Origin of the sequence: Paenibacillus sp. P13VS, from assembly GCF_015143645.1 — a bacterium.
Classification (GTDB): domain Bacteria; phylum Bacillota; class Bacilli; order Paenibacillales; family Paenibacillaceae; genus Paenibacillus; species Paenibacillus xylanilyticus_A.
Genome location: NZ_WYEV01000004.1, coordinates 629,584 through 648,461 on the forward strand (window position 1 = coordinate 629,584; position 18,878 = coordinate 648,461).

At 49.2% G+C, this 18,878-nt stretch carries 15 protein-coding genes; 4 read left to right on the forward strand and 11 right to left on the reverse strand.

Translation table 11 applies throughout. The features are described 5' to 3' along the window. Positions 1–8 precede the first annotated feature (8 nt). The 4 genes from GUA98_RS12635 to GUA98_RS12650 form a co-directional block, all read right to left on the reverse strand. On the reverse strand, positions 9–926 hold the full coding sequence (locus GUA98_RS12635) for an ABC transporter permease (RefSeq protein WP_193723432.1): 918 nt from the start codon (positions 924–926) through the stop codon (positions 9–11). A gap of 267 nt (positions 927–1,193) precedes the next feature. Continuing rightward, entirely contained in the window at positions 1,194–2,258 is a 1,065-nt protein-coding gene (locus GUA98_RS12640) for a response regulator transcription factor (protein WP_227779596.1), read from the reverse strand. A 30-nt stretch (positions 2,259–2,288) separates the two neighbouring features. Next, positions 2,289–4,013, reverse strand: coding sequence for a sensor histidine kinase (locus GUA98_RS12645; protein WP_227779597.1), 1,725 nt, complete (start codon positions 4,011–4,013; stop codon positions 2,289–2,291). Between the two features lie 224 nt (positions 4,014–4,237). Continuing rightward, positions 4,238–5,290, reverse strand: a complete 1,053-nt coding sequence (locus tag GUA98_RS12650) for a CotH kinase family protein (protein ID WP_153977088.1) — start codon at positions 5,288–5,290, stop codon at positions 4,238–4,240. 337 nt (positions 5,291–5,627) lie between these two features. On the opposite strand from GUA98_RS12650, the gene GUA98_RS12655 reads away from it, so the two are divergent. From GUA98_RS12655 to GUA98_RS12670, 4 genes are read left to right on the forward strand one after another with little or no spacing between them, the layout of a single operon-like run. After that, entirely contained in the window at positions 5,628–6,347 is a 720-nt protein-coding gene (locus tag GUA98_RS12655; protein WP_193723222.1) for a hypothetical protein, read from the forward strand. Between the two features lie 50 nt (positions 6,348–6,397). After that, entirely contained in the window at positions 6,398–6,535 is a 138-nt protein-coding gene (locus GUA98_RS12660; RefSeq protein ID WP_193723223.1) for a hypothetical protein, read from the forward strand. Further along, entirely contained in the window at positions 6,536–7,903 is a 1,368-nt protein-coding gene (locus GUA98_RS12665) for an arsenic transporter (RefSeq protein ID WP_193723224.1), read from the forward strand. A gap of 13 nt (positions 7,904–7,916) precedes the next feature. Next, positions 7,917–8,585, forward strand: coding sequence for a DUF2642 domain-containing protein (locus GUA98_RS12670; RefSeq protein ID WP_321573872.1), 669 nt, complete (start codon positions 7,917–7,919; stop codon positions 8,583–8,585). A 106-nt stretch (positions 8,586–8,691) separates the two neighbouring features. On the opposite strand, the gene GUA98_RS12675 is transcribed toward GUA98_RS12670, so the two are convergent. The 7 genes from GUA98_RS12675 to GUA98_RS12705 all read right to left on the reverse strand — a co-directional run bounded on the left by GUA98_RS12675 (position 8,692) and on the right by GUA98_RS12705 (position 18,841). Beyond that, on the reverse strand, positions 8,692–9,543 hold the full coding sequence (locus tag GUA98_RS12675; protein ID WP_193723225.1) for a hypothetical protein: 852 nt from the start codon (positions 9,541–9,543) through the stop codon (positions 8,692–8,694). A 275-nt stretch (positions 9,544–9,818) separates the two neighbouring features. Further along, a complete protein-coding gene (locus tag GUA98_RS12680; RefSeq protein WP_193723226.1) occupies positions 9,819–10,562 on the reverse strand; it encodes a nuclease-related domain-containing protein in 744 nt (247 codons plus the stop codon). Between the two features lie 294 nt (positions 10,563–10,856). Further along, complete coding sequence (locus tag GUA98_RS12685) at positions 10,857–11,750, reverse strand: NAD(P)-dependent oxidoreductase (RefSeq protein WP_193723227.1); 894 nt, start codon at positions 11,748–11,750, stop codon at positions 10,857–10,859. Positions 11,751–11,858: 108 nt separating this feature from the next. Further along, positions 11,859–14,192: a helix-turn-helix domain-containing protein gene (locus tag GUA98_RS12690; protein WP_153977083.1), complete on the reverse strand. Its 2,334-nt coding sequence runs from the start codon at positions 14,190–14,192 to the stop codon at positions 11,859–11,861. Between the two features lie 57 nt (positions 14,193–14,249). After that, positions 14,250–16,331 carry an alpha-amylase family protein gene (locus GUA98_RS12695; RefSeq protein WP_153977082.1) on the reverse strand — a complete coding sequence of 694 codons (2,082 nt, stop codon included), beginning with the start codon at positions 16,329–16,331 and terminating at the stop codon, positions 14,250–14,252. Between the two features lie 18 nt (positions 16,332–16,349). Continuing rightward, complete coding sequence (locus GUA98_RS12700; RefSeq protein WP_153977081.1) at positions 16,350–17,882, reverse strand: extracellular solute-binding protein; 1,533 nt, start codon at positions 17,880–17,882, stop codon at positions 16,350–16,352. Between the two features lie 77 nt (positions 17,883–17,959). After that, positions 17,960–18,841, reverse strand: a complete 882-nt coding sequence (locus tag GUA98_RS12705; protein WP_095288713.1) for a carbohydrate ABC transporter permease — start codon at positions 18,839–18,841, stop codon at positions 17,960–17,962. Positions 18,842–18,878: the final 37 nt, after the last annotated feature.

Here is an 18,878-nt window from a genome sequence, read left to right on the forward strand (position 1 = left end):
CTCCCTCCCTACCACAAACCTTCGTTGAATCGGCGTGCAATGTAGTTCGCACAAAAGATGAGAATAAAGGCCACCAGGGATTCGAACAATCCCATCGCCGTCGTCAGGCTGAACTGTGCCCCCTGAAGACCCGTGCGATAAATATACGTACTGATGACATCAGCAACCTCGTTGACATTGGAATTTTGGAGCATATAGACCTGGTCGAAGCCGACCTCCATCACCCGGCCCATCGACAGAATGAGCAGAAGAATAATCGTCGAACGTATTCCCGGAAGGGTCACATGCCAGATCTGACGCATTTTGCTCGCCCCATCCATCTGTGCAGCCTCGTATTGGCTCGGATCGATGGTCGTTAGTGCGGCCAGAAATATGATGGCGTTGAAGCCCATGTCCTTCCATATCCCTGACCCGACGAACACAGCAATCCAGGAGCCCTTGTTGTACATAAACGGGTAAGGTTCACCTGTCCAAGCTTCTACCCAGCGGTTTACGATCCCGTTTTCCAATGAGAAAACCGTCATGATCATCATCGCAATAATGACCCAGGAGAAGAAGTGCGGCATGTAGACCACGGTCTGCACCGTCCGCTTGAAGGCCATGTTTCTCACTTCATTGAGCATAATGGCCAGGATAATGGGAATGGGGAATCCTACGACGATGCTTAACAGACTGAGGAACAAGGTGTTACGGATGATCTCCACCGTGCGCGGATCGCTGAACAGCGTCTGGAAATGTTGAAAGCCTACCCATGGACTATGCCAGAGCCCGTCATAGAAGTTATAGTCCTTGAAGGCCATGACGAGTCCTCCGATGGGAGCATAACGAAAGGTCAGGTAAAACAGGATCACCGGCATAAACATCAGGATTAACGGAATATTGGTCTTGAACCGTCTCAGCCGCTGCTGCCTGATTCGATGCTTCATTTCATGATCCGGTGGTTGTACTCCGGATGGCGTTCCAGCGGCCAGCTCGCCTTTCATATTCATCACTCCTCTCTGCTGCTGATGTGTTATAGCTGTATTTTAGATAAAAATGTAAGCGTAAACATTTGTTATTTAACGATCCTTTTTAAAAATTCTACGCAAAAATAACCCCACATGGTGGGGTTGTCCTTGGAAAACGAGGCTGTATGCATACCATACAGATTCCTTATGATCTGATCTTGGCAGTTAAACACATAAGAACAGGTGCTACTCGTGGTGATCTCCAGCCCCCTGCTTACGATATTCGCGAGGAGACAATCCTGTTGCCTGTTTAAATACGGTTGTGAAATAGCTTGAGTTATCGAACCCAGTCTGTTCTGCTATTTCCGCCATGCTCTGCCGGGTGCTCTGCAGCAGCAGTTTCGCTTTCTCGATCCGGCGTTTGCTGACATACTGGCTGAAGCCTTGTCCGGTCTCCTTTTTGAACAAATGGCTCAGGTAGTTTGGCGTCACATGCGCATGAACAGCAGCGGCCTGCAGCGTACAGCTTCCGGCGTAATTCATCTCAATATACCGAATGACACGTGTGATCACATGATCCTGCTGTTCCCGGGTCAGGCGCATCATCATATCCATCCACTCTTCACTCTTCGAGCGAGCCCATGAAACGACTTCGGGCACGGTATGAATCCACAGCAGCGGATCTGGACCGAATGTGTCCAATCCCCCGGACTCCTGTGGCTGAAGCTGCTGTGCGAGCATGTCCGTCAAGACTTTCATAAGCAAGTGAATCTCGGATTTGCATTGGGGCAGTGGCATTCGGGCGGCTTCCTCCAGCAGGTCTTCCACCCAATTGTTCATCTCCTCAAATTGCTGATGAAGCAGCATTGAAGCCAGTTCTTCGCGCCATCTCTCGGTACGGTCCACCTGGTGGTATTGCTCCCTGATTCGGATGTCCGACTGCTTCCGGCGATATCGTTCATGTGCCTTGCGCAGCACCTTGCATGCTTCATCGAGGGAGAACGGCTTGAGCAGAAATTCAATGGCTCCATAGCGGATGGCACGCTGTGCATATTCAAATTCACGATACCCTGTCAAAATGATAATCATGATATCCCGCCCGCTCTCATGTATGCGTTCAGCCAAGTCCAGACCATCCATCACAGGCATGTTAATATCCGTAATTATCAGATCAGGCGTACAGCTGTGCACTGCCTGAATCGCTTCTTCTCCATCTGCAGCTTCTCCCACAACCTCCCATCCAAGAGGGTTGTTCCGAACCAGATGAATTAGCCCCTGACGGAATAACGCTTCATCATCGACTACAAGCATTCGTCCATTCACAGCACCTGCTCCTCTCTATCATCCGCTTTCCCGCGCATGGTGTCCTGCTCCGATCTGATATGGTAAACGAAGGCGTACAAGCGTCCCTTCACCCACAGCAGACTCGATCTGTACACCATAAGGCTCCCCATGAATCAGTTCGATTCTTCGGAGTACACTTCGGATACCAATATGCTGACGTTCCTCTTCCGCATGTGAAACTGGCTTCATTATTCGTTCAATGACCGCTGCATCCATGCCGCAGCCGTTATCTACGATTTCAATAATGAGCATGTCCGCTTCCTTCTCCGTCTCATGTCCTGGCAGCTGCAAACCACGAATTTGCAAACGGCGATTATCCCTCTTGTCTGAGAAGGCATGGACAAACACATTCTCGACGATAGGCTGAAGCAGCAATCGGATCACCTGACAGCGAAGCAGCTCCGCAGGAATTGAAATTTCTACGGATAATGCTTCCTGATATCTGGCCTGTTGAATTTGCAGATAATGATCGATTTGCGTCATCTCATCCTGGAGAGTCGTTAATCGCTGCACGGGTTCCAATGTGTACTGCAGCATTTCAGACAGGGCCGTAACGAGACGAGCGGATTTGTCATCGCCCAGCATATAGAATTTCCAGAAAAACATGCTTAGTGTGTTATATAGAAAATGAGGGTTCAACTGCGCCTGAATGGCTTTGAGCTCGGCTTCCTTTTCACTGAGTTCCCGCTCGTACACCTCATGAATGAGCGTATCAATCCGTGAAGCCATTGCATTGAACCGTTCACCGATGAAGCCCAGCTCATCCCGCGTCTCAATTCGGACCCTAGTATCGAACCGGCCATCGCGCACTCTTTTCATCGCATTGACCAGACTGGCAAGTGGACGCAGCAATCTGCCGCTAATGATCGTGATGATGAACCATGAGCATAGTATGCTGGCTGCGGCAGAGAACACGGCAACTTGCAGGATGAGTTTCCCTTTGTTCTGAATCTGTGCGAGCGATACTTTGCTTACCAGTGTGAAGCCTGCCTTGTCCGAGGTTTGTTTGGTATACAAATGAGTCGATCCCTGCTCGTCCCTGATTTCGGTTGCCCCCAGATTTAGCTGTGTAAGCGGTGGTGGGTCTATATTCGGATTATGAAACGCATATAGCAGCTGCCCTTCCGCATCAAACAGATCAACAGCAACTTCCTCGTTCAATCGCAGGTCCTTGAGATACGACTCAAACAGCGAGGTGTTAAACAGGATCAACATCACTCCGTACGTTTCCAGATCAACCGAGCGCATTAATCGTCCAGCCATAATCCAATTGGACTGCTCTTCCTGCAGAAAAGCATCCGGCCCCAGACGATTCCACACATATTCACCGCCCGTCCCTTCCAGCTTATGAACCATCTCGGCCAAGTAGGAAGGATTCATCTGTTGAAACGAGCCGGCAAAGGCGCCCAGATTAAATATATTTCCCTTCAGATCATAAATGCGAATTCCCATGATCTCCGGTGCATCCAGCCTTACCTGGTACAACTGATCATCCAGTTCATCCTCAAGCTTCATCTGGTCGTAGGACGAGATGCCTGCAGCCTGTGCCTTAATGGCATTTTTCACGGAAGGATTGAGTGTGATGTAATCCGTGACCTTGTACATGTCGTTGACCCGCGAATCGAGCCGTGCCAGAACCTGTTCTGCTGTAAGACTATACTGACGACTGACTTCTTCGTTGAATAGGGCAATATGGATACGATATGTGATCAGCCCTGTCATTCCCGAGATGAATACCGTCGCAGCCGACAAAAACAAAACTAGTTTCGTTCTGAATTTAAAGCGTTTACAAAAATTGTCCCACCCTATCCTGTACACGCACCTCACCCTTATCCCGTTCCCGTCTTATGCTTAAAAACATATCACACCCCTGTTCAAAAAAACAGAAAAACCCTGACCCTGCCTGCAGTGGTCAAAGTTTATCATTTCACCATATATCGAGGCACCTACAATCGGTGTAACTCCTTCTGCAGATATTCCCGGCGCTCTGCCACATAGGTACGAATCTTCTCGGGTTCACCATAAAAAACATTCATCGGCCATTTCATGTAGGGATCCTGCTCCACAGCTTCACGGATCTGACCGTGTAATCGGTAAACTACCGGTATAATCCGTTTCTCGGTGAAAACGTTCTTCAGATACAGCTTCATCATTCTCTTGTACTGCTGACGGAAAAGGCGGAAAGCAAGCAGCCGTCCAGTCAGTTTGTTATATCCCTGAATCCGTACCAGGTTCGGATCTACTCTTGCACCATAACAGTTTCTTCCCCAAGTCCCCTCATAATCCCAGGGCAGGATCCCATACCTCCGGGTCTTGACCTTCTCATACCATGTGTAATTCTGATGGAATCCATCGAAATTGCCTGTAAGTACAGCCCCACTCAGCCATCGCAAATAGTTATCCGTATCCATTCTTGCCTGCAAAAAGCGAAGCAGATCCTGCCTCGACTTCGTATTCAGCTGTTGGATAAAGGTACGGAGCCTCGTGCGATCCTCGTCCTTGCCGCGGATCAGTGTGTATCCGGATAGTAGATCCGTGTTTGTTTCAGTCGAATTCATTGCGAATCCCGCATGATCGTTTACCGCATAGAAGATGCTTCGAACAGGCATTTTTCGCTGACGAAAAAAGAACGATTTAACTCCCTCAATACGTAAATAGACACCCTGCAGCTCTCCGTTTAGATACAGTATGCAGTGCTGCGTCGACGGAGCCGGAACCCGAAGGGATTCAAAAAAACGGAACGAGAGTGCATTGCGCAGCAATGAGGGATCATCATACTCGGCATTGAAATGAAATGTTCTGCTGGACGTTCGAATCTCAAAAGACTTTTTGACATAGCCACGTGTGTGCCCTCCCCGGTATCGAATTCGGATGGGAAGCGGTTTGCCGTCCATCAGCATCGTTCCGCTCACAAACGTATCTGACCAGATATCTGATGTTAACTGTTGATACTCGTTATCGGACACCTTGATGTGGTAGACAGGTAAAGCCATTTCCATCCGCCTTTCGAAGACTCCTGAGATTGCCCGTAGGCTGTTACATCATCCTATGCAGGAGCACAGCAAGCCGTAAGGGCAGATACACAGGTCCATTCATAGCACCTGCAAGCTCACCTTCCGGAATGCGGAATAATCGTGCCGTTAATCTATGATTATCTTCATCATCTCATAGATTATAGCCAAAATAGTATAGAAATGGTTGTCTGGCTAGTCCCTCTTAGAGGTATGTTTCATATGATTAAACTACAGACAGACACGAATGACGAATGCAGGGGATCAACAAAACATCCGCCATTAATGTCCATCTGAACTTATATCATGGAAGGGGCGCAACACTATGTCTATGAATGGTCAAGGTATGAGAGGTTTGCTCGGAAGAGAGATCAAGATTAACCGGGGTGGCCCAGATTCCGTAACGGGCACGCTGATGGACGTACGGTGGGACTATATGGCGGTGAGCTGCAAGGAAGGTATCGTCTATGTCAATGAAAACCATGTTAAAAGCATTACAGAGACAGGCCGTTCCGGTGGAAACAGAGCTGCAGCCTTAGGAAACCCAATTCCATCCAATACGTTTCTCGGGGTTATGCAGGCACTCCGCTTCCGTCGTGTGCAGATCAACCGGGGAGGTCCCGAGAAAGTCGAAGGCATTCTGGCCGATGCCAATCAGAATCAACTGGTTATGGCTTTGAAAAACCAGGAGATCGTTCGTATTCCCCTGCAACATGTGAAATCCGTATCCGTTGTACGCGGTAGTAACAACAATAATAGCAATAACTCTAACAATAGCAACAACAATAATGGTAATAACACGAGCCAAGGAAACCAAGCTGCTCAAGGCAACCAATCCCAGGGTAATCAGGCCGCTCAAGGCAACCAGGGTAATCGCTCCCAAGGTGCCCAACAAGGCGCTCAAGGCAATCAATCACGCGGTAACCGTTCCCAGGGAGCTCAAGGCAACCGTTCGCGCGGCAACCAAGGCAACCAATCCAAAGGAAACAAATCTGGCGGGAATAAATCCGGTGGCAACAAGTCTGGCGGTAAAAAGAGATCTTAATCGTTTCGTGACAGCTTAGGTTATCAACCAGTTTAAAGGGGGGAAACATCATGTTGATATTCGTTGCCGTTGTCTTAATCGGTGTGCCTTTATACTGGGTTGTTGTGCCCGGAAGGCCCGCTCCAACCCACGAACATTCGATTCAATCTCCACCAGGACTTCTCCCCCTTGGAGGTGAATCACAGTAAATGCCTGATTACCAGTTGTGGTTAACCTTCGGGGTGTTTATTATTACTGTCATTTTCCTGATGTGGCGACCTGGCGGATTAAATGAATCCATTCCTACCTCGCTTGGCGCCCTTCTTCTTGTGATTACTGGTGTGAGCAGCTTCGCTCATATTGTTGGCATCTTCGGGATTGTTTCCGGTGCTGCCGTAACCATTCTCTCGACTATTGTTATGTCCATCATTCTTGAGAGCATCGGTTTTTTTCGCTGGATCGCCATCAATATGATCGAAAAGGCACGAGGCTCTGGCTTCCGTTTATTCTGGCTGATTCTATTACTCTGTTTTCTTATGACCATCTTCTTCAACAACGACGGCAGTATACTGATTACAACTCCGATTATCCTCCGAATCTGTTCCATTCTACGCCTCAAGGTGCATCAGCAATTACCTTACCTGATCTCAGGTGCACTCATCGCTACAGCTTCCAGTGCCCCGATCGGACTTAGTAATCTCGCTAATCTCATCGCCTTGCAAATGGTTGGATTAAACCTGAACACCTACACCCAGATGATGTTTGTGCCATCGATGCTGGGGATCATGGTGATGACCATACTGCTGTTCTATTATTTTCGCAAAAGTATTCCCAAGGTTATTCATCACTACCCCATGTCCATGCAAACCACATCGGGTTCGGGGTATCATCCGCTGCAAACAGGAGATCAGGATACACCACGAGCAGATAGTGGAAAGAGCGTAGACTGGTGGTTGTTCCGTGTCTGTATCGGGATTGTTGTATTCATTCGTGCAGGCTACTTTCTCGCTGAGCAGTGGGGAATTCCTATGGAGATTGTCGCGATCACTGGTGTTGTTCTGATGCTGGCTGTGCGTTGGTATCGCACCCGGACTGGACTTAAGGATGTAGTTACTCAAACGCCCTGGCACATTCTGCTGTTCGCCTTCAGCATTTATATTATCGTGGATAGTCTTCACCGGGCTGGAATGACAGCTGTTATCGTTCAGTGGATGAAGCCCATGATAGAAGGTGGTGACGCCAGTCTCATTGCCGTATCGGGTCTAATGCTCACTCTATTATCCAATCTGCTCAATAACCTGCCTTCCGTCATGATTGGCACCTTTGCAGTAACCGATCTTCAATTAGGTGATACCCAGCTGCATCTGGCTTACCTTGCCAACATTCTGGGGAGTGATATTGGCGCCTTGCTGACACCGATAGGTACTCTAGCAACGTTGATCTGGATGTTTATTTTGAAGACCCACCATGTTCGAGTCTCTTGGAAACAGTATATGAAAGTAACCTTCATAGTGATACCAATTAGTCTAATTGTCAGCCTATTTTCCCTATATATTTGGACGTCTATTCTATATTGAGAGGAGGTATACTGTGAAATTCCCAACTATGTGGCTTGGAAAATCCATCGAATTGACACTATCCGGCTGTAAACTTCCAATTCAGGGTGAGATCATTGATATGGGTCAGGACCTGATTGTGGTTTACGGAGATCAACGATTCACCTATGTACCTCTTCATCACCTTCAATCCATGCACATAACCAAAGGGGGCGATGCCAGTTCTACCTCCAGCGTGCCTGTGCCTGATCCCGAGATGGATCACAACAATATATCGTATCGCAAAATATTAATGAATGCTCGTGGCAGATTCAGTGAAATTTCGATAGGCGGACGCACGCTGCATGGTTATATTACGAACATTATGAACGACTACTTCATCTTCTTCTCTCCGCTGCATCATTCGGTCTACGTCTCCATCAATCATCTGAAATATATCATTCCTTCTCCAACCAACAGCACGCCTTATTCCCTAAGCCAGCAGCATTTCCCCATTCAGCCTGCGTCCATGCCTCTTTCAAGGACAATGGACCAACAGCTTCAGAAAATGGTTGGTGAACTTGTCATCCTGAATCTTGGTGACAAGCCATATCGGGCTGGATTGCTGAAGTCCGCAGACAATAAGCTGATTGAACTGGTAGAGGCAGAAGGTCAGTCCTTGATTATGCATACCGATCATATTCAAACCATTCATCTGCCTTGAATATAGGAAATAACCGAAAAGGTCCATCCGCTTATCGGATGGACCTTTCATTTATGTTGGTAAGTTGTTGGGGCCCATGCATGCATGAATAGGACAGGCCGCGCTTCTACTTTCCGTATGTCTGTTCCATACGCTCTTCCTCATTCGTAGACAGCAATATGTTAAGCAGCCCCATCGCATTATTGGCATCGGTTCTCGCCGTTTGGTACTTCTCGGCAAACGCTGCCTCATCCTGCTTGGGGTCCATTGATGCCAGCTCTCCCCATGACTTGCGGGCCTTGTCGTAGAGTTCGCTTAACGTAATGTCATATGGATGCTGTGCAACCGGAGCCATGGATTCGAATTTTGCGGTGACTCTGAAGAAATCCATGGAATCCTGAAACGATTGGCTGCTGTAATCCTTGTTATTCATCGCATCCTCGGTGATCAGCAGACCTTCACGTGAAATGAACAGCGTCTTGACCATCGCGCGCTCCAGGTTGGTGGCTTCATCCCAGGTAATGTAGGACTCGTCAGGTGCCTGCACAGTTGTAAAGAAAGGAAAGGCATCATCGATTAAACGCTGTGTATTGGCATGAATCGGAACCTCCGCGTTCATATCGACAACAGTATCACTGTAATTGGCTACGTTAATATTCTTGGACCCTTCCTCACTAACCCGGCGAACCGGATGGTCGTCCAGCGGAATACGGATATAGCCCAGCTTGTCAGCGTATTGATCCTGCAGTTCTTTCAACGTCTCCGTAGCATCCGCGGCTGGTTCCGCCGCGTTACTCTCACTATTCTCTTTTGCCGTATCAGCACCGGATGGCTCTGTACTGCTGTCTGCTGTCGCTTCAGCTGCCTCCTGGGCAGGCGCTGGGCTGGCTGCTTCCTTGTCCCCGCCACCGCATGCGGATAAAACTGCAGCCAAACTGAATATCAAGGTAAACATCCGAATCGGTTGTATCCATCTCATGGTATAATCTTCCCCTTATCTTATGTATGCATCTAATCTACATTAACCATGGCATGTACGATTGAACTCCTATTCTCCTTAAGATCTATCTTCGGATAACATGCCGTATTCACAGGTAAGTATTGGTCTACATTCTAACATAAGTAAAATCCTGGGTGTATACGACGATGTACCTGTCTCCTTGAGCTGTCATGACTGGATGCCCCCGACAAAAGTACAAAAAAACACTGTCATCCCGAAGGACGACAGTGTCTGCAAGAAAACCTATCTATACGCTATTTAATCCCCTTAGCCTTCTCGATATGTTCCGCCCGAGTCTGAGGCTCTGTGCAATTGGCTGACGACAGCAGGGAATAGATGGCCTGAATATCCTGCTCCTTAAACAACGTTTCAGGCACTTCTGCTTCGAGTCTTTCCGTTTTGCGCAGAATCGTCTCAACCAATTCATGATCATATATCACCAGTTCATCGGAATTCACATACCGTACCGCAGGATCGACACTGATCCGGCAGCGATTGGTGAAGGTCACCATGGAAATCATGCGGATCCGCTTATAATCTCCGAGGTGTGCATGAACCGCCTCTACATGACCCCGATGCTGCATCAGCGGATTATACATCTTAATGCGACTGGTACTGACCGTCCAGTTGGCTTCTCTGCGCCCACCCCGAATCTCGCCTGTTGTCAGGTTACGGGTCTCGATGACGAAGATCCCCCGCGGACCAATAACAACATGATCAATCTGAGAATAGCCTGAACGGGATTTGGGATTAGCCACGAGCAGATCACTCAAAACTTTATATTGTCCCGGGAGACTGTACAGTCGTTCTGCTGTAGTCGGTTCTTCCGGCTCGCTAATCCAGGCGGCTTCATGTTTGGATTTGGATTTGGGTTTGCGTCTGCTCCGCGTCATTCGGGCAGGTACGGGGCCCGTATCCGGCATCGCAGGGGCCGTGGCCGTAATTGAACTCGCAAGCTCTGGCTGTGTCTTGAACAGAGACAGGATTTTTTTGAACATGGGCAAGCTCCGTTCTACAATTTAGTGTGAGTTACAGGTGATCGGTTACGACAATTGAACAACATAACAACATCGTTGGACTTCCATTATGTAAACTTCTATTACTTATGTCGGATGAAGACGGGTAAAAATAAAGGTCATCAGGCCTAATTTCCTTGCACAAACCAAAGTATACGAAAATATTTAACCAATATTGTGACTTTAGACACATGCGATCCATTGAAAATTCTAAAAAAACAGCGCATCCCTTTCCATTTAAGAAAAAGAACACGCTGCCGCTTACCAAAATGCTATTTATGCTTGAAGATAGTACGTATAGAGCACCTGCGTGCCCTTCTCATCCAGACCGTTTCTGGATATTTCCTGATACAGGGATTCAGCCAGTGCCAGTCCTGGCGTCTTCATGCCCATGGCTTTGGCCGATTCGAGGGCAATTCCCATGTCTTTAATAAAATGTTTCACATAGAATCCAGGCTCGAAATCGCCTGCGATCATGCGCGGACCGAGATTGCTCAGCGACCAGCTTCCGGCTGCCCCGGTAGCAATGCTCTTCAGCACGTTCTCCGCGTCAAGCCCCGAACTCTTGGCATAGGCGAGTGCTTCGCATACGCCCATCATGCCGGATGCAATGGCAATCTGGTTGCACATTTTGGTATGCTGACCGGAACCGGCCTTGCCCTGCAATACAATGTTGGTGCCCATACATTCGAACAGCGGTCGTACCGCTTCGAATGCTTCCTCGGTGCCACCAACCATGATGGACAGCTTGCCATCGCGTGCGCCAATATCTCCACCCGATACGGGTGCATCCAAGGCATGCAGCCCCTTGGCTTCTGCCGCCTCGAAGATGCGAGCAGCCAGCATGGGACTGGATGTCGTCATATCAATCAGGAATGAACCTGGTTTGGCATTGGCCACAAGACCGTCCTCGCCAAGATAAATCTCCTCTACATCCTTCGGATATCCTACCATGGTGATGATGACATCACACTCAGCCGCAAGCTTGCCTGGTGTATCGTGCCAAACGGCCCCTTCATTCACCAACGCCTCCGCTTTGGCAGCTGTGCGGGTATACACATGCAGCGGATAGCCCGCTTTCTGGATGTGACCTGCCATGCTTTTCCCCATAACGCCTGTACCGATAAAGCCAACTTTCGTCTCTCCAGGTGCCTTCGTCGTATTTGTCATCGTAGGTTTCCTCCTTGTATCTCTATGGTTTGGTGAGGTGCTTGTCTTGGATTGCTATATCTGTATGTTATAGCTTTCGCACGCCGCCGTCTATCATTTACATGAAATCTAGCGGACCGACATTCGATATTGATTGGGCGACATCTGAACAAACCGCTGAAAGGCCCTGTTCAGGTTACGTTCCGAATATCCCACCTGTTCGGCAATTTCCGTAATGGTGCAATCGGTATCCTTCAACAATTGCTTCGCTTTTTGCACCTTCAGATTCATCATGTATTCGATAAAGGACACCCCCATTTCCTTCTTGAAGAGCCTGCTTAGATAGGAAGGACTGACATTCACGAGTTCTGCACAATCCGATAGTGACTGCATTCCTTCGGGATGGCTGCTCAGATGCTCGCAGACCCGCTGAACAATCAGGCGGGATGAATTGGTGCGAAGATCCTGACTGGCCTCAATGCATAATGGAAACAGCACACCGATAAACCAGTCGTGCATCTCCTTCGATGTCTGATTCTCCTGCAGCTGATCGAACAGATTGCTGCCCAGTCGTTCAAGCATGCCGGGTCCCTTCGTCTCCATGAATTGAATAATGGCCGACAGCAGCATATGATATCCCTGAATCATGACCGTATAGGATTCGGAAGCACGCACTTTCTTGGAAAACCGATGCAGCGCATCCTCCGCATTCGTAAGCGTTCCGTTCCATAGGGATTCAAGAATCTCCTCTTCGATCTCCCGGGGATACATGAAGACCGGATTACGCTGGGTGGTCAGAATATCTTCATAGAACAGAACGTTCTCGGCATCATCAAATAGCCGATACTGCAGGGCAAGCTGCGCTTCACGAAAGGACTCTGCGATCCCATGCAGTTGACCCGGACGCCCTACGCCCACCGTTGCCGAGAAAGACAGGTATTGATCCAGTGCGTGATGAATCTCCTCTGCATAGCTGCATACCCTCTGCCTCGCTTCACGAGCAGAAATCTCTGAATCGAAATGCAGAATTGCCACCGAATCACTATCATTTTTGTCTACAACATACCCCGTCAGATCCGAGTTTTGGCTGAGCAGTTCATCCATGACGTTTCTCAGGGCAAATACAATGACGGGGCCTTCACTGGGTAAAAATCGTTTCTTCTTGACCAGATTTTCCACTTTGACGACCAGCACCAAAAATTGTCCCTCTGTCCGGAACTCGTGTCTGGCACATTCTTCTTCCAACCTGCTGCTGGTCCATGAACCGCTGGATTGCAGTAATCTCTGCAAAAAACGATCGCGGAGGTCTGGCTGTATGCCCTCTATATACCGATTCAGGGTTTCGGTCTGTTCATTGAGATAGCTGAGCGAAGACCGGATATATTCAATTTCATTCCCCTGGGGAGCTGTTTCCTGCCCGTTCCTGCGCAAGTGCTCCCCATACCGCAGCAGCTGCTGAATAGGGTTATAGGCTAGCCGTGAGCTGAACCAGGTGAGCAGCATACCGACCAACACAAAGATGGACACCGAGATCAAGATGAGCACCTTGATCCAATTCAACTGGGCAATCATCTCCTGCTCAGGGAGCTGGGATATATAGGTCCTCCCCATGGAGGCTGAGGCATATGCCACAAGCTCATTCCCCTGCTCCCCCTTCAGTACCTCATGGCCCGAGCGTTCTCTGCCTTCTGCATATGCGATCTGCTGCAGCACCTCGTCCTCTGATGCCCGTTTGCCAATCTCTCCAGGGCCGTCCGTGTGCAAAATAATTTGCTGGTCCGCATTAAGAATGGCGAGGGATTGATCTTCCAGACTGACGGAATAGCTGCGCAGCAAACTCCGCAGCTCCTGTTCCTTCACTTGGAGTATGACCACGCCGCGCGGTTCTCCCTGTCCCATGACAGGCACTTGCCTCACATAGGAGATATAGCCCGCTTCTCCGGACTCGGGAAGATACCTCCAACCTGCAGCTGCCTGGCCTTCCAGAGCAGCCCCCATGTCCTGCTTTTCCTTGTAGTCTGCCAGCGAAACCAATCCGTAATAATGGGACAGAACCATATCTGTTTTGGCATCATAATAGATCATTTCTTCAATTAGATTATTGGTGTTTTTGTGGAGCTGAAACAGATCGAGCAGATCCAAGTGGAGAAAGTAATCGCTCTCATAATGAGCACTGCCTAATGCATTTCGCATCAACGGGCCACTGGCGAGCTGCATCGATTCATGCTCAATATTGGTCAGAATATTCTCCACCCTGTCTTTGAGCAAGTTCAATGAGGCCATATTGTTATCCTGAAATTGTTCGGTCAGTTTGATCATCGAGAAATGATAGTACGCGCTTCCGGCAAGCACCACCGGGATGACCACCGACATGCAGCCCAACCAGATCAGTCTTTTCAGATAACCATTCGTTGCGAACCAGCGGTCAAGCGCTGATTGGATGGTGTGCATTACCTGTCTCATGGAATCACCCCCGTATGCTGCCTTAGGCTCATTTTCGCATGTCTCTGTTCGGGTTCATTATATCAAGAGAGGTACCCAGATACACTCCCAAACGTCCAGCTTGGGGACGCTAATTTTCAGTTTATTTCCAGACCGTTCTGTCTTAAGCTTCGTTCCTGCGATTAACGCTTCAGCGTCTCCTGCAGAATGATCCTCCCCTGTTAGAACTGTAATCTCAATATCATGGATAGGGAGCATGGATGATAGCGGTCTGCGTCCTGCCCCGTTCACCAGATGAATCAGCAGGTCGTTATCCTTGCGGAAAACAGTCAGCTGTAAACCGGGTGCTTCCGTGATCGATACCAGAGCTCTATTATTCAGCTGCACATGAACAGCATTGGCAAACAACCGAAAATGCTCCTCCAATTTGAATTCCTGTATAAGACCGCTAAGCGAAAATGGGAAATATAAGGTCTGCCCTGTGCCATAGCTTCGCAACAGTGCCAGCGGAAGATCGGTTTGTTTAACAGCCAGTGAGGCCCGTTCCGGAGGCGCCCCTACACTTTCCAACGGAGAGAACGGAGGAACTAACGTTGCCAATACCTGAACATCTGCATCCTTGGGCTTACAGTACATCACCTTACCTCGATGCGGTATAAGTTCCGTTTCCTCCAGCTTCCGCTGCAGTGGATTTCCTTCATTGTCTGTGCTAGATATCTGTTCAAACCGTAGATAGGATGCAGCCAAATACTCGCTCTCCTGCATTTCCCCGGAAATACCAAACAGGTCCATCAGCATCGTATCCGTCGGTTCTTCCATCTTCGGCAGCTCTCCCTCTGCGATAAGGCCACCTCCCTGACTCACATAATCGCGGAGCAAATCTATAACATGGGATGAATGTGCGAATCCTTCAGGCAAAATAACGACCGGATAGTGGTTCAGGTTCACAGTGCCCACCTGTTCAGGCAGAATCACATCAAAGGGAATGTGCTTATGGATGAGCGTCTCCGCCAAGCCTTCCGCTGAACGATTGGCACTCCACATGAGTGCCACCTGGTTCACGGGTTGTGCGCCGTCCATATGGGTTGCAAGCTTCGCTGCATCCCTGTTGACCTCTGTTACGGTTCGCAAAATCCGCTTATCCGTAATCGTATCCGGGATTCCGGTTAATGAATGCCAGAGCTGACCGCCATTGGCTGGAATCTGCGAGAGCCAGAAGCGGTATTCGGCAGGCGGAAGCCCGGTATGCCGCCAGTCCATGCCAGGGCAAGAATGTACAATGCCGAAGGGATCAGGACGACCCGGAACGGAGCGCCCCACCTTGATACTGAGCGCAGGCTGCCAGAACTCCGGGATACGGGTGTGCCCCAGCGACAACACATCCTGCGGTTCAGTACAGAGCATGTCGGTAATGGACACCCGTTGCTCCAGATTATCCCGATGCAGATTGTAGTACAGAATCATCGGTACCTCAGGCCGAACAGCCTTGATCTCCTGATACATCCGGCCCAGATTATCATCGAAGCAGCGGGCTGCAAAATCAGACGCCAGCTCTGCTGAAGTACTCGGCAGCTCTGTCCCATACAGTCCCTTGTATTTCTTATGACAATGCGAGCATTGGCAATATACATATCCGGGTGCGTTGAAGAAGACACCGTCAATCTCATAACGTTCCAGTGCTTCCCGGATTACAGGAACCGCCAGTTCTTCGTTACGGTAGCCTCCGTTAATGCAGGTCGACATCAACAGAGGCCAGGCCCCCGGCCGGGTGGCGCCGATAATATCCGGCTGACCCCCTTCCTTGCGGACAAACCACTGGGGCTTCTGCAAATAAACGGAGTCCTCTGCCTTGCTAAAATCAAAGCGGGCAATGAAGCGAATCCCGCGCTGATGACAGCTCTGGATCATATCCCGCAGTAGATCGCTGCCGCGGGGCAAGTATTCATTTTGAACATGAAATGCGACATTCGATCGGTACCAGGCATAGATTCCACCCACATTAAACACCATGGCATTGGCACCCATCTCGAGCATTTGTTCCGCAAGCCGTTCGGGATCAATCCTCTCGGTGTCCTTCACCTGCATGTTAGGTTGAATGATGCGCAGCGGCTGCTGCCACCAGGGACGTTGTTCCTTATCGCTAAGTATGGGAGTTTTCATCGCTTCTCCTTTACCTCGTTATTGTTGATTAAACTGCTCATAAGCCTTGGCCATTTCCTGATAAGCCTGCTTGATGTCCGGCTGACTGTTCAACTTGTCTACATAGGCTCTGAATTCTTCAACACTGATCTGTCCAACAATTGTTCGGGTCAACATGGAGCTGTACTCGTCTGCATATTTGGGCCATGTCTCTCTCCAGGCCTCCGAGGTAATCACCCGGTAGAAGTCGATCTTTCCAATTTCATCGAAATTCTCGACTTCCTTGATTTTGGCGTCATTATAGGCTTTGTCTCCGGAAGCACTAATCACTTTGCCCCACTTGGCATAGGCGAGCACACCTGCCCCTTTGCTCGTTGTGTTCACTTCCTTGACGCCTTGCTCCGTCAGCACTTTCTGACCATCCTGCTCCGTATAGTGCGTACCCTCGATTCCATAGTAGGCAAAGTCCGTCATTTCCTGGGAAGCAGTCAGATCAAAATACTTCAGGAGCTGCTTCACCTTCTCTTCAGGCACCTTCTTGGAAATGTAGAATCCACCCGCGACACCAGTCTCCAGACCGACCGCTGCGTCTCCATGAGGACCTGTCAGAGACAAGTTCAGAATTTTGGCGTCAGGCTGCCCTGATTTTTTCATGGCCTGCTCCCATTCATGATCCCACCAGATTGGACGTCCGTAAGAAGCCGCCCGGTTGGTCTTAAATAGTTCCTCGGCCTGACTCTCCTTCATGACAGCATATTCCTTGGAGAGCAGCCCATCGGCGTATAGTTCCCGGAACCACTCGACCATCTCCACATATTGCGGTGTTAATCCAGGGCTCATCAGCCCGCCATCGTTATCATAGGTTGGGTTATATGCCCCGAATCCGGCTTGGAACATGGCAGGTGGGTTGTTGACGAATAATAGGCCAACCGTGTCCTTCTTGCCATTGCCATCCATATCACTGTCCACGATTTTCTTCAGTGCTTCTCTATATTCCTCAAACGTCTTGGGAATCGGCAGGTTCAGCTGCTTCAGCCAATCCTCCCGAATTTTCAGTCCGCCATCAACCCGGGAACGGGAGCGTGGGACGGCGTAAATACTCCCTTCCACCGACAGGTATTTGAGCGCATCCGGCGCCAGATTCTCCTTCAAATTCGGATATTCGCTGAGATCTCCAAGGAATGGAGTCAGGTCCCAGAACGCGCCGTTCTTGATCGCAGTAATCAGCGTGGGGCGAATCTGATTCTGGTAGGCCACCACTTCTGGCAGATCACCGGAGGCGAGCAGCAAATCCAGCTTCGTATCCAGATCGCCTGAAGGCACCCATTCAATATCGAGTTTGGCGTTGGTCCGCTTCTCCCATTCGGTCCAGTATTCGTTGTTCATATCGGGAATTTCATTGTACAATCCGGCAAACATCTTGATGTCCAGCGGCTGGTCTCCACCGGATTCCCCGCTATTTGTACTGCCAGCCGTTTCACCTGAACCACTGTTCCCCGTACACGCCGCCAGCATGGTTACTGCCAGAAACATGCAGAGCCATGTCGCCCATCGTTTGTTCCCCTTGTTCATTCGCCTTCATCTCCCTTATCGTCAGATTGGTAAGCGTTTGCATTTATACATAAAGCATAATTTAACTTCAGCAGCGTTCAACCTTTGACGGAGCCAATCATGACCCCTTTGGCAAAATGCTTTTGCAAAAATGGATACACGATCAGGATCGGCACCATCGCGAGTACGATTGACGCCATGCGAATGGTCTCCTGCGGCACAACGCTTTCATCACTTGCCCCAGCCTGAGCTACGGCGACGGAGTTTGAATCGATAACGAGTGTTTTGATGAGCAGCTGCAGCGTCCATTTGCTTGAATCGGATAAATAGATCAATGCATTGAAATACGCATTCCAGTGTCCTACCGCAAAAAATAATGTAAACGTGGCGATCGCTGGCATGGATAACGGTACAATAATTCGGAAAAATGCGGTGAGATCGCTGCATCCATCAATCTGTGCCGCGTCCTCCAGCTCCGAAGGCAGCGATTCCAGGAAGCTTTTGATCACAATCAGGCTCCAGGCATTCGTTAGTCCAGGCAAAATCATGGACCAATAGGAGTTTAACAGTCCCAGCTCCTTCACGAGCAAGTAATTTGGGATAATCCCGGCACTAAAGACCAAGGTGAAAATGACCAATCCCATAATCCACTTATGCCCGGGCAGAGAGCGTTTCGTTAACCCATAGGCCATGGTGAAGGATACGATAATATTCAGTATGGTGCCTACAACCGTAATAAACAACGTGCTTTTAAACGCATTGATAAAACTGTTGGTTGATAAAATATACCGGTAGGATTCCAGCGACCACTTCTCCGGGAACAGATAAAACTTGAGCGGCACATACACCTTCGGATCGGTAAACGAAACGCTGAAGACATATAAGAACGGAAATATACATGCCAGCGAGATCAATGCAACCAGACTGTAATTGATCCAGTCGAAGAGCGTGAGCCCTTTTTTCTGCACAACAAAGCTCATAACCTATCCTCCTTTCTGACAGTCCACCCACCTATGG

Coding starts and splice junctions, on each gene's coding strand:
- GUA98_RS12635 (WP_193723432.1), bottom strand. CDS start 926: ATGAAGCATCGAATCAGGCAGCAGCGGCTGAGACGGTTCAAGACCAAT.
- GUA98_RS12640 (WP_227779596.1), bottom strand. CDS start 2,258: ATGCTTGTAGTCGATGATGAAGCGTTATTCCGTCAGGGGCTAATTCAT.
- GUA98_RS12645 (WP_227779597.1), bottom strand. CDS start 4,013: ATGACAGGGCTGATCACATATCGTATCCATATTGCCCTATTCAACGAA.
- GUA98_RS12650 (WP_153977088.1), bottom strand. CDS start 5,290: ATGGAAATGGCTTTACCTGTCTACCACATCAAGGTGTCCGATAACGAG.
- GUA98_RS12655 (WP_193723222.1), top strand. CDS start 5,628: ATGTCTATGAATGGTCAAGGTATGAGAGGTTTGCTCGGAAGAGAGATC.
- GUA98_RS12660 (WP_193723223.1), top strand. CDS start 6,398: ATGTTGATATTCGTTGCCGTTGTCTTAATCGGTGTGCCTTTATACTGG.
- GUA98_RS12665 (WP_193723224.1), top strand. CDS start 6,536: ATGCCTGATTACCAGTTGTGGTTAACCTTCGGGGTGTTTATTATTACT.
- GUA98_RS12675 (WP_193723225.1), bottom strand. CDS start 9,543: ATGAGATGGATACAACCGATTCGGATGTTTACCTTGATATTCAGTTTG.
- GUA98_RS12680 (WP_193723226.1), bottom strand. CDS start 10,562: ATGTTCAAAAAAATCCTGTCTCTGTTCAAGACACAGCCAGAGCTTGCG.
- GUA98_RS12685 (WP_193723227.1), bottom strand. CDS start 11,750: ATGACAAATACGACGAAGGCACCTGGAGAGACGAAAGTTGGCTTTATC.
- GUA98_RS12690 (WP_153977083.1), bottom strand. CDS start 14,192: ATGAGACAGGTAATGCACACCATCCAATCAGCGCTTGACCGCTGGTTC.
- GUA98_RS12695 (WP_153977082.1), bottom strand. CDS start 16,331: ATGAAAACTCCCATACTTAGCGATAAGGAACAACGTCCCTGGTGGCAG.
- GUA98_RS12700 (WP_153977081.1), bottom strand. CDS start 17,882: ATGAACAAGGGGAACAAACGATGGGCGACATGGCTCTGCATGTTTCTG.
- GUA98_RS12705 (WP_095288713.1), bottom strand. CDS start 18,841: ATGAGCTTTGTTGTGCAGAAAAAAGGGCTCACGCTCTTCGACTGGATC.